Origin of the sequence: Streptomyces sp. NPDC091377 (assembly GCF_044757045.1) — a bacterium.
Classification (GTDB): domain Bacteria; phylum Actinomycetota; class Actinomycetes; order Streptomycetales; family Streptomycetaceae; genus Streptomyces.
The window spans coordinates 669054-685243 of sequence record NZ_JBIVUE010000001.1 but is presented as its reverse complement, the minus strand read 5'-3'; the positions used below and the strand labels follow the sequence as shown (position 1 = coordinate 685243).

The 16190-nt window shown below is 71.1% G+C and carries 12 protein-coding genes and 1 pseudogene; 9 read left to right on the top strand and 4 right to left on the bottom strand.

Annotation, left to right across the window (positions count from 1 at the left end):
* The first annotated feature begins 63 nt into the window (after positions 1-63).
* Together ACIQNG_RS03050 and ACIQNG_RS03045 are read left to right on the top strand one after the other, a co-directional pair.
* Complete coding sequence (locus ACIQNG_RS03050; protein WP_401429679.1) at positions 64-2199, top strand: SpoIIE family protein phosphatase; 2136 nt, start codon at positions 64-66, stop codon at positions 2197-2199.
* 232 nt (positions 2200-2431) lie between these two features.
* Positions 2432-3895: pseudogene (locus ACIQNG_RS03045) on the top strand (catalase).
* Positions 3896-4039: 144 nt separating this feature from the next.
* Here ACIQNG_RS03045 and ACIQNG_RS03040 read toward each other — a convergent pair.
* On the bottom strand, positions 4040-6328 hold the full coding sequence (locus ACIQNG_RS03040) for a transglycosylase domain-containing protein (protein WP_401482382.1): 2289 nt from the start codon (positions 6326-6328) through the stop codon (positions 4040-4042).
* A 257-nt stretch (positions 6329-6585) separates the two neighbouring features.
* Between ACIQNG_RS03040 and ACIQNG_RS03035 the strand changes: the two genes are divergently transcribed.
* The 5 genes from ACIQNG_RS03035 (at position 6586) to ACIQNG_RS03015 (ending at position 11444) form a co-directional block, all read left to right on the top strand.
* Positions 6586-7536, top strand: a complete 951-nt coding sequence (locus ACIQNG_RS03035; protein WP_401482381.1) for an SPFH domain-containing protein — start codon at positions 6586-6588, stop codon at positions 7534-7536.
* A complete protein-coding gene (locus ACIQNG_RS03030) occupies positions 7533-7790 on the top strand; it encodes a hypothetical protein (RefSeq protein ID WP_401429668.1) in 258 nt (85 codons plus the stop codon). Before ACIQNG_RS03035 ends, ACIQNG_RS03030 begins: the two co-directional genes overlap by 4 nt.
* 125 nt (positions 7791-7915) lie before the next feature.
* Positions 7916-8440, top strand: a complete 525-nt coding sequence (locus ACIQNG_RS03025; RefSeq protein ID WP_401429666.1) for a PadR family transcriptional regulator — start codon at positions 7916-7918, stop codon at positions 8438-8440.
* Positions 8437-9126 (top strand): ABC transporter ATP-binding protein, encoded by a 690-nt coding sequence (locus tag ACIQNG_RS03020; RefSeq protein WP_401482380.1) that lies wholly within the window; start codon positions 8437-8439, stop codon positions 9124-9126. Before ACIQNG_RS03025 ends, ACIQNG_RS03020 begins: the two co-directional genes overlap by 4 nt.
* Complete coding sequence (locus ACIQNG_RS03015) at positions 9123-11444, top strand: ABC transporter permease (RefSeq protein ID WP_401482379.1); 2322 nt, start codon at positions 9123-9125, stop codon at positions 11442-11444. The genes ACIQNG_RS03020 and ACIQNG_RS03015 overlap by 4 nt, the downstream gene beginning before the upstream one ends.
* Before the next feature lie 21 nt (positions 11445-11465).
* Here the strand turns inward: ACIQNG_RS03015 and ACIQNG_RS03010 are convergent, their stop codons facing one another.
* Positions 11466-12413 (bottom strand): LysR substrate-binding domain-containing protein, encoded by a 948-nt coding sequence (locus ACIQNG_RS03010; protein ID WP_401482378.1) that lies wholly within the window; start codon positions 12411-12413, stop codon positions 11466-11468.
* A gap of 155 nt (positions 12414-12568) precedes the next feature.
* Between ACIQNG_RS03010 and ACIQNG_RS03005 the strand changes: the two genes are divergently transcribed.
* Positions 12569-13123, top strand: a complete 555-nt coding sequence (locus ACIQNG_RS03005) for a peroxiredoxin (RefSeq protein ID WP_401429657.1) — start codon at positions 12569-12571, stop codon at positions 13121-13123.
* 3 nt (positions 13124-13126) lie between these two features.
* Entirely contained in the window at positions 13127-13660 is a 534-nt protein-coding gene (locus ACIQNG_RS03000; RefSeq protein WP_401429655.1) for an alkyl hydroperoxide reductase, read from the top strand.
* 30 nt (positions 13661-13690) lie between these two features.
* Here ACIQNG_RS03000 and ACIQNG_RS02995 read toward each other — a convergent pair whose 3' ends face one another.
* Positions 13691-15076, bottom strand: a complete 1386-nt coding sequence (locus ACIQNG_RS02995) for an AI-2E family transporter (protein ID WP_401482377.1) — start codon at positions 15074-15076, stop codon at positions 13691-13693.
* Between the two features lie 155 nt (positions 15077-15231).
* Positions 15232-15933 carry a transglycosylase SLT domain-containing protein gene (locus ACIQNG_RS02990; protein WP_401429650.1) on the bottom strand — a complete coding sequence of 234 codons (702 nt, stop codon included), beginning with the start codon at positions 15931-15933 and terminating at the stop codon, positions 15232-15234.
* Between the last annotated feature and the right edge of the window lie 257 nt (positions 15934-16190).

Sequence of the window (16190 nt, the reverse complement as noted above, 5' to 3'; positions counted from 1 at the left end):
CGCGCGGCGCGCAGGCACCGAACGGGCGCGGCGCGCGGCCCCCGACGGACGGATGCGACACGCGTGACGGAGAATCCCACCTCCTATGAACGCCCCCAGCCGGGCGTCGACCCCGTGGATCCCCGCGGGGCACTGCTGCACACCCCGCCGCCCTCCGCTCCAGGAGAGCCCGTCCAGCCCCTCCAGCCCGCTCAGCCGGCGCCGTCCGCTCAGCCGGCTCAGCCCGCGCCCGTGCGGCCGGCCCAGGCCCGGGCCGGCGAGACCCCGCCGGGCGCTCCGGCGGCCCCGGACGGCGACACCGGCCCCGAGCACTCCCAGCCGGCCCCCGACGAGCCCCTCGCCACCGCCCCCGGCCCGGTGACCGCCGCGATGGGCGACCACCGCCCGCGCCCGGTGCCGGAGGGCATCCCGGCCCAGCCGGACGCCTCCGGCCGCGGCCCCGGCCCCGAGCGGCGCAGCGGACAGGGGGTCCCGGCCGGTCAGCCCACCCCGATGCGGCGCGACGGGGACCGGCTGCGCTTCGTGGGCGCGGCGACCCGGCGGATCGCCCGCGGCATGGACCTGGACGAGATCGTCATGGGGCTGTGCCGGGCCACCGTGCCGACCTTCGCCGACGCCATCCTGGTCTATCTGCGTGACCCGCTGCCGGTGGGCGACGAGCGGCCGACCGGACCGGTGGTGCTGCGGCTGCGCCGCACCGACCGCATCCCCGAGGAGCGGGACACCGAAGGCGGCTTCCTGCCCGCGCAGATCCCCGAGCCCAGCGAGCTGTCCGCGGTCACCGCCGAGCTGTGCGAGGTGCGGCCCGGTGGCGCCCTCGCCGAGGTGCTGCGCGGGGTGCGGCCGGTCTTCGCCGACGCGCCCGCCGCCCGCGCCGCGCTCCCCGAACTCCTCGGCGACGACGCGGAACTCGTCGTACCGGCGGGTCAGCGGGCCATTCTCGCGCCGCTGCGGGGCCGTCGCCGGGTGATCGGCGCGGCCGTGTTCCTGCGCCGCCCCGAGCGCATCGCGTTCGAACCCGACGATCTGCTGGTGGCCGCCCAGCTCGCCACCCACAGCGCCCTCGGCATCGACAAAGCGGTGCTCTACGGCCGTGAGGCGTACATCGCCGACGAACTCCAGCGCACCATGCTCCCGGAGACCCTGCCCCGCCCCACCGGTGTGCGGCTGGCCTCCCGCTATCTGCCCGCCGCCGAGACCGCCCGGGTCGGCGGCGACTGGTACGACGCGATCCCGCTGCCCGGCAGCCGGGTCGCGCTCGTCGTCGGTGACGTCATGGGCCACTCCATGACCTCGGCGGCCATCATGGGTCAGCTGCGCACCACCGCCCAGACCCTCGCCGGACTCGATCTGCCGCCGCAGGAGGTCCTGCACCACCTCGACGAGCAGGCCCAGCGGCTGGGCACCGACCGCATGGCGACCTGCCTGTACGCCGTCTACGACCCGGTCTCGCACCGCATCACCATCGCCAACGCCGGACATCCGCCGCCCGTGCTGCTCCACCTCGGCGGGGCGGCCGAGGTGCTGCGGGTGCCCGCGGGCGCTCCGATCGGTGTCGGCGGTGTGGACTTCGAGGCGGTGGAGCTGGACGCCCCCGCCGGGGCCACCCTGCTGCTGTACACCGACGGCCTGGTGGAGTCCCGGCTGCGGGACGTCTGGACCGGCATAGAGCAGTTGCGGGAGCGGCTCGCCGCGACCGCGCAGCTCACCGGCCCGGACCATCCGCCGCCGCTGGAAGCGCTCTGCGACGAGGTGCTCGACATGCTGGGCCCCGGCGACCGGGACGACGACATCGCGCTGCTCGCCGCCCGCTTCGACGGCATCGCGCCCAACGACGTCGCCTACTGGTTCCTGGAACCCGAGGACGCCGCGCCCGGCAAGGCGCGGCGGCTGGCCCGCAACGCCCTGCGCCGCTGGGAGCTGGAGGAGCTGACGGACTCGGTGGAGCTGCTGGTCAGCGAGGTGGTCACCAACGCCGTGCGGTACGCGTCACGGCCGGTGACGCTCCGGCTGCTGCGTACCGACGTCCTGCGCTGCGAGGTCGGCGACGATGTGCCGCAGTTGCCGCGGCTGCGGCAGGCACGGGCCACCGACGAGGGCGGACGCGGGCTGTATCTGGTGAACCGGCTGGCCAGACGGTGGGGCGCGACCCGGCTGAGCACCGGCAAAGTGGTCTGGTTCGAACTCAACCGGACCTGAACAGGCCGAATCCGATCCGGACCCGATCCGAATCCGATCCGGACCCGATCCGGCCCCCATCCGGCCCCCATCCGGAATAGACCCGGAATAGACCCGGAACAGGCCCGGAACCGATCCGGTTGAAGATCATCTCCAGAGTCGGATCATATCCAGAAGTTGCCGATGGTCCTGTGGCGGAGTTGAGTGGATGGGGTGAGCGAAGCGACCTGACGACCTCATGAGGGAGACGCTCATGACGCAGACGCCCCAGCGGGACCCGTACACCACCAACAACGCCGGGATCCCGGTCGAGAGCGACGAGCACTCGCTGACGGTCGGCGACACCGGTCCGGTGCTGCTCCAGGACCACTATCTGATCGAGAAGATGGCCCAGTTCAACCGGGAACGGGTCCCCGAGCGGGTGGTCCACGCCAAGGGCTCGGGCGGATACGGCACCTTCGAGGTGACCAACGACGTCAGCCAGTTCACCAAGGCCGATCTCTTCCAGCCGGGCCGCCGCACCGAGATGCTCGCCCGCTTCTCCACGGTCGCCGGTGAGCAGGGCTCCCCCGACACCTGGCGTGACCCGCGCGGCTTCGCGCTGAAGTTCTACACCGAGTACGGCAACTACGACATGGTCGGCAACAACACCCCCGTGTTCTTCGTCCGGGACCCGCAGAAGTTCCAGGACTTCATCCGCTCCCAGAAGCGCCGCCCGGACAACGGGCTGCGGGACAACAACATGCAGTGGGACTTCTGGACCCTGTCCCCCGAGTCCGCGCACATGGTGACCTGGCTGATGGGCGACCGGGGCGTGCCGAAGACGTACCGGAACATGAACGGGTACTCGTCCCACACCTACATGTGGGTCAACGGCGGCGGCTAACGCTTCTGGATCAAGTACCACCTCAAGACCGACCAGGGCATCGAGTTCCTCACCCAGGCCGACGCCGACCGGCTCGCCGGGGAGGACACGGATGTGCACCGCCGGGACCTGTTCGACGCGATCGCCCGCGGCGACCACCCGTCCTGGACGATGTATGTGCAGGTCATGCCGTTCGACGACGCGGCGGACTACCGCTTCAACCCGTTCGACCTCACCAAGGTGTGGCCGCACGCCGACTATCCGCTGATCGAGGTCGGCCGGATGACCCTGGACAAGAACCCGGAGGACTACTTCGTCCACATCGAGCAGGCCGCGTTCGAGCCGTCCAACCTGGTGCCGGGCATCGGCCCCTCGCCGGACAAGATGCTGCTCGGGCGGCTGTTCTCCTACCCGGACACCCACCGGTACCGCATCGGCCCGAACTACGCCCAGCTCCCGCCGAACCGCCCGCGGTCGGCCGTCAACTCCTACGCCAAGGACGGGCCGATGCGCTACGAGCCGGCCAACACGGCCGCGCCCTACGCGCCGAACTCCTACGGCGGACCCACCGCGGACGTGGACCGCTTCGGGGACATCGCCGGATGGCGGGCCGCCGGGGAGATGGTGCGGGAGGCGTACGCGCTGCACCGGGAGGACGACGACTTCGGGCAGCCCGGGACGATGGTGCGGGAGGTGCTGGACGAGGCCGCGCGGGACCGGCTGGCCTCCAACATCACCGGGCATCTCAGCAACGGGGTGTCCCGGCCGGTGGTGGAGCGGGCGCTCCAGTACTGGCGGAACGTGGACAAGGAGCTGGGCGACCGGATCGCCGGGCACTTCAACGGGGGCTGAGCGGGCGCGGGCTGTCTTCTCCGGGAGCTGCTCCGGGGCGTTGGCCGGGAGGTTCCCCGGGACGTTCTTCAGAACGCACTCGGGAACGCACTCCGGAACGCTCCCCGGTACGCACTCCGGGAGAAGGCGGCCCGCTGTGGCCGTCTAGTCGGGCTGTGGTGGTGGTTCCGGGGTGCCGCCGGTGGGCGGGGTGGTCGTCGGCTCCTGCGTCGGGGGTTCCGTCGTCGGCTCCTGGGTGGGCGGCTCGGTCGTCGGTTCCTGCGTCGGGGTCTGCGTGGTCGGCGCCTGGGTGGTGGGTTCCCGCGTCGGCTCCTGGGTGGGGGCCTCGGTCGTCGGCTCCTGGGTCGGGGTGGGTGTCCAGGACGGTTCCTTGGCGGCGCCCTGGTCGGTGTCCAGGTCGAACTCGGTGACCTCGCCCATCGCGCCGAAGGTGTACTGGGCCCAGATCTGCGCCGGGAGACCGCCGCCGTTGACGCGGCCCTTGCCGGGGAGGGTGCCGGTGGCGCCGGCCATGTTGACCTGCTTGCCTGACTCGGCGTCCTCGCCGAACATGCCGACGGAGGTCACCAGGTCGGGGGTGTAGCCGGTGAACCAGGCGGAGCGCCCGTAGTCGGAGGTACCGGTCTTGCCCGCCACCTGCTGGCCGTCGCGCTTCGGGTTGTCGCGGACCGAGACCCGGGCCGTACCGTCGTCCACCACCCCGGTCAGCACGGAGGTCACGGTGTCGGCGGTCTCCCGGCTGATCACCTGGTCGCCGATCGGGTCCGGCAGCTCCACCACGGTGTCCTTGTGCTCGGCCGAGGCCAGGACCGCCGGGGTGACCTTCTTGCCGTGGTGGTCGAGGGTGGCGTAGATGCCGGCCATCTCCAGCGGGCTCGCGCCCATGGAGCCGAGGGTCTGGGCGGGGACCGCCTCCATGCCGTCGGTGTCCATGCCGAGCCGGTCGGCGACCTCCATCACCTTCTCCATGCCGACGTCGACGCCCATCTGCGCGAAGACGGAGTTCACGGACTTGTTCATGGCGGTCTGCACGGTGACGTCGCCGTAGTCGACGTCGTCCTCGTTGGGCGGGGCGAAGCCGACCTTCCGACCGCCGTCCACGACGGGGCGCTTGCTGTCGCCGTCGTAGACCGTCGTCGCGGTGATCGGCTCGCCGTCCTGGGTCTCGGCCTCCTCCTCCACGGCGGCGGCCAGGATCACCGGCTTGAAGGTGGAGGCCGGCTGGTAGTCCCGCCGGGTGGCGTTGTTGCGGTAGTGCTCCAGATAGTCCGCGCCGCCGTACATCGCCACGACCTCGCCGGTCCCGGGGTCGACCGAGACGGCGCCGGGCTGGATGTCGCCGTCGACCTCGCGCTCGTCGGCGTCGAGCTTGCTGACGAGCTGGTCCTCGGCGGCCTGCTCCAGCTGCTCCTGCTTCTTCTTGTCGATGTTGAGGGTGATGGTCCAGCCACCGCGCTTGACGATGGCGAGGGCGTCGTCCTCGTTCTCCGCCGAGCCCTGGGAGACGAGCCTGCGGGCGAGTTCGGCGTTGGCCGCGTCGACCAGGTAGCCGGTCTGCCCCTTGAGCCCGGGGGTGCCCTGGGGTGCCTTCGGCACCGGGAACTCCATGCCCTGGCGTTCCGAGGCGTCGAGCCAGTTCTCCTCGACCATGTTGTCCAGGACGTAGTTCCAGCGTTCCTGGACCAGCTTCTTGCCGGTCTCCGAGGCGGCGGCCCAGTCGTACTGGCTGGGCGCCTGGAGCAGGGCCGCGAGGTAGGCGCCCTGTTCGACGGTCAGCTCGTCGGCGTCGACGCGGTAGTACGCCTGGGCGGCGGCCTGGATGCCGTAGGCGTTACGGCCGTAGAAGCTGGTGTTGATGTAGCCGGCGAGGATGTCGTCCTTGGACTTCTCGCGGTCGACCTTCAGGGAGATCACCAGCTCCTTGAGCTTGCGGGTGACCGTCTGTTCCTGGGTCAGGTAGTAGTTCTTCACATACTGCTGGGTGATGGTCGAGCCGCCCTGGGTGCCCTTGCCCGCCAGGGTGTTGAGCAGTCCGCGGGTGGTGCCCTTGAGGTCGACGCCGGAGTCCTTGTAGAAGGTCTTGTTCTCCGCCGCGACGAAGGTCCGCTGGACCGGCTTGGGGATCCGGGCGAGGTCCACGATCTCCCGGTTGACCTCGCCCCTGCGGGTCAGGACCGTGCCGTCGCTGTACTCGTAGACGTTGCTCTGCTCCTCGGCGACGGCGTTGCCCTCGGGGATGTCGATCACCATGTAGAGCACGATGAACGCGCCGAGGCACAGCAGGCAGAAGCCGAGGAACGTACCGAGGATCTTCCTCCAGGTGAGGAAGCGGCGTATGCCGGTCCTCCCGGCCGCCCGGGAGGAGCCACGGCCTCTGGGGGCGGCGCGGCGACCGCCGCGCTGTCGCGCTCGTCTCTCTTCCGCTCGTCCCATAGATCCGTATGCTCCGCTTTCTTCTCGTCCGTCACATCCGTGACAGCTTCGGCCGGGTCAGAAGTTAACACCGCCGTCCGTGACAAAGGGCGTACGATCCGGCCTTTTCCGGACGTGACAATCAGCACCTGTCCCCTCTGAACCGACGAACGAGGGGCGGAGGGGGTTGCCGTCCCGACTAAAAGTGTTATCACTTGGATAGACACAGGCTAGCGGTCTCCTTCCCGGGGGCCGCTCAGAGAATCGGGGGATCACCCATGTCCACAACTGACTCCGCGTCACACGGCTCCGCACCGGTGGCCGATGTCCCGGCGATGCCGGAACCGCGGGTGCGGGAGTTCGCCGCGCGCAGTGTCGGCGGCGGTCTGATACTGACCTTCGGCCTGATCGGCCTGTTCGGGGGGACGGCCGCCGCGGTGTCCGCGGTGGCCGTCTCGTCGGCCGGCGGCAAGGCCGTGCTGATCGTCGGCGGCTGTGTGATCGCGCTCGCCGCGTTCCTCGTGATGTGCGGGCTGAACATGGTGGCGCCGGGCGAGGCCCGGGTCGTGCAGCTCTTCGGGCGCTACCGGGGCACCATCCGGCAGGACGGGCTGCGCTGGGTGAACCCGCTCACCGACCGCGCCAAGATCTCCACCCGGGTCCGCAACCACGAGACGGCCGTGCTGAAGGTGAACGACGCCTACGGCAACCCGGTCGAGCTGGCCGCGGTGGTGGTGTGGAAGGTGGAGGACACCGCGCAGGCTGTCTTCGAGGTGGACGACTACATCGAGTTCGTGTCCACCCAGACCGAGGCGGCCGTGCGGCACATCGCCATCGAGTACCCGTACGACGCCCACGAGGAGGACGGCCTCTCGCTGCGCGGCAACGCCGAGGAGATCACCGAGAAGCTCGGCGTCGAACTCCACGCCCGGGTGGAGGCGGCCGGCGTCCGGATCATCGAGTCCCGCTTCACGCACCTCGCCTACGCGCCCGAGATCGCCTCGGCGATGCTCCAGCGGCAGCAGGCCGGAGCGGTGGTCGCGGCGCGGCGGCAGATCGTGGACGGGGCCGTCGGCATGGTGGAGGCGGCGCTGGAGCGGATCACCGAGCAGGGGATCGTGGAGCTGGACTCCGAGCGCAAGGCGGCGATGGTGTCCAACCTGATGGTCGTGCTGTGCGGGGACCGCTCCGCGCACCCCGTCATCAACACCGGGACGCTCTACCAGTGACCGGGTCGCCCGAGGGCGCGGGCCCGCAGCGCCGGCCGCAGCAGCGCAAGCAGGTGCTGCTGCGGTTGGACCCGGCCGTGTACGACGCGCTGGCGCGCTGGGCCTCCGACGAGCTGCGGTCGGCCAACGCGCAGATCGAGTTCCTGCTGCGCCGGGCGCTCGCGGAGGCCGGGCGGCTGCCCGGGGAGGCCCGGCCCATCCCCCGCCGGGGCCGTCCGCCGGGCGGTGCGGACCCCGAGCCGCCGCCGACCTGAGGCAGGGCGAACGGGGCGTTTCAGTACCGTGACAAACGGCCCTGAACTGGTCTTTCACCGTACCCTCCACCCTCTACACACTCCGCGTATACATACTGCGTATACCCGCTGTGTAGAGTGCTTCCATGTCCATCGGTCACACCCTCCTGGGCCTCCTTGAGACCGGGCCGCGTCACGGCTACGACCTCAAGCGCGCCTTCGACGAGAAGTTCGGTCAGGACCGGCCCCTGCACTACGGCCAGGTCTACTCCACGATGTCCCGGCTGCTGAAGCACGGGCTCGTGGAGGTCGACGGCATAGAGCCCGGCGGCGGTCCTGAGCGCAAGCGGTACGCCATCACCGACGCCGGGATCACCGACGTCGCGCAGTGGCTCGCGACGCCGGAGAAGCCGGAGCCCTACCTCCAGTCCACGCTGTACACCAAGGTCGTCCTGGCACTGCTCACCGACCGCGATGCCGCCGACCTCCTCGACACCCAGCGCTCGGAGCATCTGCGGATGATGCGGATCCTCACCGACCGCAAGCGCAAGGGCGACCTCGCCGACCAGCTGATCTGCGACCACGCCCTGTTCCATCTGGAGGCGGACCTGCGCTGGCTGGAACTGACCGCCGCGCGCCTCGACAAGCTGGCCCAGGTGGTGGCCCCGTGAACATCCCCTCCGGTTCCCTGCTCTCGGCGAGCGACCTGCGCAAGTCGTACGGCCCCACGACGGCGCTGGACGGCGCCGCGTTCTCCATCCACCCCGGCGAGGTCGTCGCCGTCATGGGCCCCTCCGGCTCCGGCAAGTCCACCCTGCTGCACTGCCTCGCCGGCATCGTGACGCCCGACTCGGGCTCGATCCTGTACAACGGCCGCGAGATGGCCACCATGAACGACTCCCAGCGCAGCGCGCTGCGCCGCTCGGAGTTCGGCTTCGTCTTCCAGTTCGGTCAGCTCGTGCCCGAGCTGAGCTGTGTGGAGAACGTGGCGCTGCCGCTGCGGCTGAACGGCACCTCCCGCAAGGAGGCCGAGCGCACCGCGCTCACCTGGATGGAGCGGCTGGAGGTCGACGATCTGCGGGGCAAGCGGCCCGGCGAGGTCTCCGGCGGCCAGGGGCAGCGGGTCGCGGTGGCGCGGTCGCTGGTCACCAGCCCCCGGGTGCTGTTCGCCGACGAGCCGACCGGCGCCCTCGACTCGCTCAACGGCGAGCGGGTGATGGACCTGCTGACGGACGCGGCGCGCTCCACCAACGCCGCCGTCGTGCTGGTCACCCACGAGGCCCGGGTGGCCGCCTACTCCGACCGTGAGGTCGTCGTCCGCGACGGCCGCTCGCGCGACATGGAGCGCGCCGTATGAGCGCACGTCAGTGGGCGCGCGACCTCACCATGGGCGCCCGGTTCGCCGTCACCGGCCGCGGTGGTCTGGTACGGGCCGTGCTCACCGCGGTCGGGGTCGGCCTCGGGGTCGCCCTGCTGCTGCTCACCACGGCGATACCGAACGCGCTGAACGTCCGGCACGAGCGGGAGAAGGCCCGTCAGGACTGGACGTTCGACGTCACGCTCCCGCCCAAGAGCGACGCCACCCTGCTCCTCGCCGACGCCGACACCACCTTCCGCGATGCCGAGGTACGGGGCCGGACCCTCCAGCCCGAGGGCCCGAAGGCGCCGCTGCCGCCGGGGGTGTCCGCGTTCCCGGCGCCCGGGACGATGGTGGTCTCGCCCGCGCTGGAGAAGCTGCTGAAGTCGCCCGACGCCGCGCTGCTGCGGGAGCGGCTGCCCGAGCGGATCGTCGGCACCATCGCCGAGACCGGTCTGATCGGCTCCCAGGAACTCGCCTTCTACCGGGGCGGCGAGGGGCTGGAGAAGCACGTCGACGACGAGGTCCGCCGGCTCGACGCCTTCGGGCAGGACCCCGGCTCCCCCGAACCCTGGGACCCGGTCCTGCTCCTGCTGGTGCTGGTCGTGTTCGTGGTGCTGCTGATGCCGGTGGCGGTCTTCGTCGCCGCCGCCGAGCGGTTCGGCAGCGAAGGACGGGACCGGCGGCTCGCGGCACTGCGGCTGGTGGGCTCCGACACCGCGATGACCCGCCGGGTCGCGGCCGGGGAGGCACTCGCCGGATCGGTCCTCGGGCTGGCCTTCGGCACCGGCTTCTTCCTGATCGGCCGCCGGCTCGCGGGCTCCGCCCAGATCTTCGAGATCAGTGTCTTCCCCAGCTACCTCAACCCCTCCCCGCTGCTCGCGGTGCTGGTCGCGCTGCTGGTGCCGGCCGCCGCGGTGGCGGTGACCCTGCTGGCGATGCGCGGTGTGGTGATCGAGCCGCTGGGCGTGGTCCGTACGGCCAAGCAGCGGCGGCGCCGGCTGTGGTGGCGGATCCTGCTGCCGGTGGCCGGTCTGGCGATGCTGTACCCGATGGTCGGGCAGGGCAGGGGTGAGGGCGAGTTCAACCAGTACCTGGTCACCGGTGGTGTGGTGCTGCTGCTCGTCGGGATCACCGCGCTGCTGCCGTGGATCGTCGAGCGGTTCGTCGGCCGGCTCCGCGGCGGCTCGGTCTCCTGGCAGCTCGCCGTGCGCAGGCTCCAGCTGAGCAGCGGTACGGCCGCCCGCACGGTCAACGGCATCGCGGTGGCGGTGGCCGGCGCGATCGCCCTCCAGATGCTGTTCACCGGCGTGGAGAGCGACTTCACCAGGGACACCGGACGCGATCCGCGTCAGGTCCAGATGCAGGTGAGCATGCCGACCGGCACCGGACCCGACGAGGCGGCGACGGCGCTCCGCGCCACCGAGGGCGTACGTACCGTGCGCGCCTACGCGGAGGGCTTCGTGGCCGAGCGGCCCAAGAACCCGGAGCAGGGCAGCACGGTGGCCGTGGCCGGCTGCGCGGCCCTGCGGGAACTGGCGAAGCTGCCGTCCTGCCGGGACGGGGACGTCTTCGCGGTCATGGACGCCGAGTACGACGAGGACACCCCCGAGCTGGCGAAGGCCGGCCGCACGGTGTACTTCGACGCGGCCTACGACGACACCCCGGGCCGGGCGACGCCGTGGAAGCTGCCCGCTGTCAAGCCGGCCGAGGCGAGCAACACCCTGACCGGCAGCGACTGGGGCGGCCTGCTCGTCACCCCGAAGGCCCTGCCCCAGGAGGTCCGGCCCGCCCTGTCGGGCGAGCTGTACCTGTCCTTCGACTCCTTGGTCCCCGACGCCCACGATCTGGCCCGCAACACGGTGGCGAAGATCGAGCCGCTGTCCCGGCCCATGATGTGGGTCGCCTCGGAACGCACCGAGCGCTACGACTCGATCCGCACCGGCCTGTTCGTCGGCGCCGCGGCCGTCCTCCTGCTGATCGGGGCGAGCCTGCTGGTCTCCCAGCTGGAGCAGTTGCGCGAGCGCAAGAAGCTGCTCTCGGTGCTGATCGCCTTCGGCACCCGGCGCGGCACCCTGACCCTGTCGGTGCTGTGGCAGACGGCGATCCCGATCGCGATCGGCCTGCTCCTCGCCAATGTGGTCGGGCTGGCCCTGGGCTCGGTCCTGCTGCGGATGACGGACACCCCGGTCGGCATCGACTGGATGAGTGTCCTGACGATGACCGGCGTCGGCGCCTCGGTGGTCCTCGTCGTGACCCTGCTCAGCCTGCCGCCGCTGCTGCGGCTGATGCGCCCGGACGGGCTCCGGACCGAGTGAGGTCCGGCCCCGCCGAGGGGCTCAGCCGTCCAGGACACGGACCGGCAGTTCCGCCATCGCCTCCCTCAGGGCCGCCGCCAGCTCCGCGTACTCCGCGGAGCGGGCGGCGCCCGTGCGCATGGCGAGGGCGATCCGCCGGGTGGGGGCCGGGTCGGCGAAGGAGCCGGTGAGCAACTGGCTGGAGCGGGCGGTCTCCACCCGGACCGCGGTGCGCGGCAGCAGCGTCACCCCGAGGCCGCCGGCCACCAACTGGACCAGGGTCGACAGCCCGGCCGCCGTGGTGGTCGCCGGGGTGTCCGCACGGCCCGCCTCCCGGCAGATCTCCAGCGCCTGGTCCCGCAGACAGTGCCCCTCGTCCAGCAGCAGCAGCCGCAGCGCGCGCAGCGCGTCGCGCCCGATCCCCGCCCGGCCGCCGAGCGGATGGTCGAGCGGGGTGACCAGCACGAAGTCCTCGTCGAACAGGGGCAGCTCGGTGACCCCCGGCACCCCGAGCGGCACGGCGAGCAGCAGCAGGTCCAGCCGGCCCGTGGCCAGCCCGTCGAGCAGGCTCGCGGTCTGCTCCTCGTGCACCTGGAGGTCGAGTTCCGGGTAGCGGTCGTGGACCAGCCGCAGCACCGTCGGCAGCAGATACGGCGCCACCGTGGGGATCGCGCCGAGCCGCAGCGCCCCGGTGAAGGGGGCCCGGACCGCCTCCGCCTCCTCCAGCAGCGCGCCGACCTCCGCGAGCACCGCCTTGGTCCGTACGGCGAGCCGCGCGCCGGCCGGGGAGAGCAGCACCTTGCGGGTGGTGCGCTCCAGCAGCGTCACCCCGAGGGCCTCCTCCAGCGCGGAGACCGCCCCGGACAGCGCGGGCTGGCTCATGCCGATGGCCGCCGCCGCGTCCCGGAAGTGCAGATGCTCCGCGACCGCCGCGAAGGCCCGCAACTGGGCGAGGCTCGGCTGTCTCCGCTTGGCGACGGACTTACTCACGATCACCCTTACCCACAGTCACTGATAGTCCCCTCCGATCAACTCGACCAAGTGTAGCTATTTCCGCAATCAATCCTGCTTGTGCGAGCATCGGCCGTGTCCAACCCATGGGAGACGTCTCCACGAGAGACGTCTCCTCGCTGCAAGGAGAGCTAGTGCTCACTGTCGGTGACAAGTTCCCCGAGTTCGAACTCACGGCCTGCGTCTCGCTGGAGAAGGGCAAGGAGTTCACGGAGATCCACCACAAGTCCTACGAGGGCAAGTGGCTCGTCGTGTTCGCCTGGCCCAAGGACTTCACGTTCGTGTGCCCGACCGAGATCGCCGCGTTCGGGAAGCTGAACGACGAGTTCGCCGACCGTGACGCCCAGATCCTCGGCTTCTCCGGCGACTCCGAGTTTGTGCACCACGCCTGGCGCAAGGACCACGACGACCTGCGTGACCTGCCCTTCCCGATGCTCGCCGACTCCAAGCACGAGCTGATGCGCGACCTGGGCATCGAGGGCGAGGACGGCTTCGCGCAGCGCGCCGTCTTCGTCGTCGACCCGAACCGCGAGATCCAGTTCACGATGGTCACCGCCGGTTCCGTGGGCCGTAACCCCAAGGAGGTCCTGCGGGTCCTGGACGCCCTGCAGACCGACGAGCTGTGCCCCTGCAACTGGAGCAAGGGCGAGGACACGCTCGACGCGGGCGCCCTGCTGGCCGGTGAGTGACCCATGTCGCTCGACAGCCTCAAGGCCCGCATCCCGGACTACGCCAAGGACCTGAAGCTCAATCTGGGCTCGGTCATCGGCAACTCCGACCTCCCCGCCCAGCAGTTGTGGGGCACGGTGCTGGCGACCGCCATCGCCTCCCGCTCCCCCATCGTGCTGCGTGAGCTGGAGCCCGAGGCGAAGGCGAACCTCACGCCCGAGGCGTACACGGCCGCTAAGTCGGCCGCCGCGATCATGGCGATGAACAACGTCTTCTACCGCACCCGCCATCTGCTGTCGGACCACGAGTACGGCACCCTGCGCGCGGGCCTGCGGATGAATGTCATCGGCAACCCCGGGGTCGACAAGGTCGACTTCGAGCTGTGGTCCTTCGCCGTCTCGGCCATCAACGGCTGCGGCATGTGCCTCGACTCCCACGAGCAGGTGCTGCGCAAGGCGGGCGTGGAGCGCGAGACCGTCCAGGAGGCGTTCAAGATCGCCTCGGTGGTCCAGGCGATCGGCGTCACCGTCGACGCGGAGGCCGTCCTCGCCGAGTAGGACCGGCCCCTACGGCTCCCGAAGCCCCGCTCACCCCTGGGTGGCGGGGCTTTCGGCCTGCTCCGCGGCGGTGTCCTCGGGAGCCGCGCCCGCGGGCTGCGCCGCGGCCTCGGCGTCGGTCTCCTTCTCCAGCGAGGGACGGGCGGGCGCGTCGGGGCCGGGACCGGACAGCCGCTGGGCCTGCGAGTACGCCCGCAGATACCCCACCACCGTGTTGGTCACCGCCACCAGCGGTACGGCCACCACCGCGCCGCCGATCCCGGCGACCAGGCCGCCCGCCGCCACCGACAGGACGACGGCCAGCGGGTGCACCCGCACCGCCCGGCCCAGGATGAACGGCTGGAGGATGTGGCCCTCGATCTGCTGCACCGCGAGGACCACGACCAGCGTCATCACGCCGGTGAACACGCCCTGGGTGACGAAGGCGACGACGACCGCGAGGGCGCCGGAGATGACCGCGCCGACCAGCGGGATGAACGCGCCGAGGAAGATGAACACGGCCAGCGGCACCGCCATCGGCACTTCCAGGATGTGGATGCCCAGCCCGATGAAGATGGCGTCGATGAGGGCGACCACGACCGTGCCCCGCACATAGGCGGTGAGGGTGCGCCAGGCGCGCGGACCCGCGCCGGCCACACCGGGCCGGGCGGCGGCGGGGACCAGCTTGAGCGCCCACTCCCAGATGCGGCGGCCGTCGTAGAGCAGGAACAGGGTGCAGAACACGGCGAGCAGAATGCCCGTCAGCGCCTCCACGATGACGGTGACGCCCTCCAGTCCGGCGGAGGTGATCTCGTCGGTGTTGGCGCCGACCGCGTCCCGCAGACTGCCCGCGATGTCGTTGATCTGCTGCTCGGTGACATGGAACGGGCTGTTGAGCAGCCAGTTGCGCAGTTCGTCGATACCGTCCTGGACCTGGTCCGAGAGGGTGTCGATGTTCTCCATGACCTGCCAGGTCACGAACCAGCCGATCAGCCCCATCACGACGAAGCCGAGGATCGCGGTGAGCGCGGTGGCCGCTCCGCGCGGTACGCCGTAGCGGCACAGCCAGGCCACGGTCGGCTGGAGCAGCGCGGTCATCAGCAGCGCGGCGACGAAGGCGAGCACCACCAGTTGGACGGCGCTGATCACCCGCATCAGGATCCACAGGGTGCCGGCGAGCACCAGCAGCCGCCAGCCGACCTCGGCGGCGACCCGCACACCCCACGGCACGGCCTGGGCGGGGTCGGGTCGGGGGCCGACCGCGGGCGGACCGTCCGACTGCGCCGGGACCCGCACGGCGGGCGCGGCGGTCGCGGCGACGGCCGGTTCGGGGGCGGCGCTCTCCTCAGCGGCCTCCGCACGGCGTTCGTCCAACCGCCGGCCCATTTCGGTCAGTCCGGCACCGAGCCGGCCGAGCCATCCTGGCACTCGCGACATGATCCGTCTCTTTCCCCCGTCTTCCCTCACCACTCCCCCCTGGAGTCGTCGTCTCCGACCGTACAGGGCGAAAGCCCCTCCCCTAGGACGGGGAGGGGCTCTCGGAGGTTGAGAAGGGCGAGCCGGCTAACGGCTCGCCGAGCGGACCGCGCGGCTCAGTACCACTGGTTGGCCTGCCAGAACGACCAGGCGTCGCAGGGGCTGCCGTAGCGCTCGTTCATGTAGTTCAGCCCCCACTTGATCTGGGTGGCCGGGTTGGTGCGCCAGTCGGCGCCGGCGGAGACGTACTTGCCGGCGGGCAGGGCCTGGAAGAGACCGTAGGCACCGGAGGACGGGTTGACCGCCTTGTAGTTCCAGTCGGACTCGTGGTCCACGATGTTGCTGAAGCAGGTCCACTGCCCGGCCGGCACCATCTGGCGGGCCATGGCCTGGATCTGCGCGACGGAGTAGGAACTCTGGACGCTGAAGCTGGAGGCTTCACGGGCGGAGTCGCGGCTGGCGGCCTCCTCCTTCTTGGCCTCCTCGCGCTCCTTGGCCTCCTTGGCGGCCTTCTCGGCCTGCTCCTTCTTGTCGATCGCGGTCTGGGCCGCGGCCTTGCGGGCCGCCGCCTCCGCGTCCTTCTTCGCGGACACGTCCGCGGCGATGGCCTGGACGTTGGCCTGCTGCGTGAGGGACGCGGTCTGCACCTGGGCCTGCTGACCCGTCGGTATGTCCGCGAGGAGCGTCAGGTCGGTTGCCGCCGCTTCGGCGTCGTTGTTCTGAGCGGTGCTGCCCGAGGCAACGCCGACAACGCTACCGACGGCGGTGACCGCGGTGGCCGAGGCCACTGCGAATCCCCGGACCGAGATCCGGCTCACACGGTTTCCTTCCAGCGTCGCCCGCTTCGGTGACCCTGGCGGACGCGATCGTGCCCTTGACGCTGGCCTCCCAACTGCGGGGTCACGGGAGACACGGGCCCGGTGGGCAACTCCCCTGCGGGGAGCGCCGCGAGATGCTCGGGCGGCATACGGCGTCGCTATGGAGTTGGCGTCGCGCTGTACCGCACCTCTGGAGGTACGGGCGTGCCGTATGCGGGGCCTGACAGGAACGAGACTCTAGCCGTACCGCTCCGCCG

Coding starts and splice junctions, on each gene's coding strand:
- ACIQNG_RS03040 (WP_401482382.1), bottom strand. CDS start 6,328: ATGGGACGAGCGGAAGAGAGACGAGCGCGACAGCGCGGCGGTCGCCGC.
- ACIQNG_RS03035 (WP_401482381.1), top strand. CDS start 6,586: ATGTCCACAACTGACTCCGCGTCACACGGCTCCGCACCGGTGGCCGAT.
- ACIQNG_RS03025 (WP_401429666.1), top strand. CDS start 7,916: ATGTCCATCGGTCACACCCTCCTGGGCCTCCTTGAGACCGGGCCGCGT.
- ACIQNG_RS03015 (WP_401482379.1), top strand. CDS start 9,123: ATGAGCGCACGTCAGTGGGCGCGCGACCTCACCATGGGCGCCCGGTTC.
- ACIQNG_RS03000 (WP_401429655.1), top strand. CDS start 13,127: ATGTCGCTCGACAGCCTCAAGGCCCGCATCCCGGACTACGCCAAGGAC.
- ACIQNG_RS02995 (WP_401482377.1), bottom strand. CDS start 15,076: ATGTCGCGAGTGCCAGGATGGCTCGGCCGGCTCGGTGCCGGACTGACC.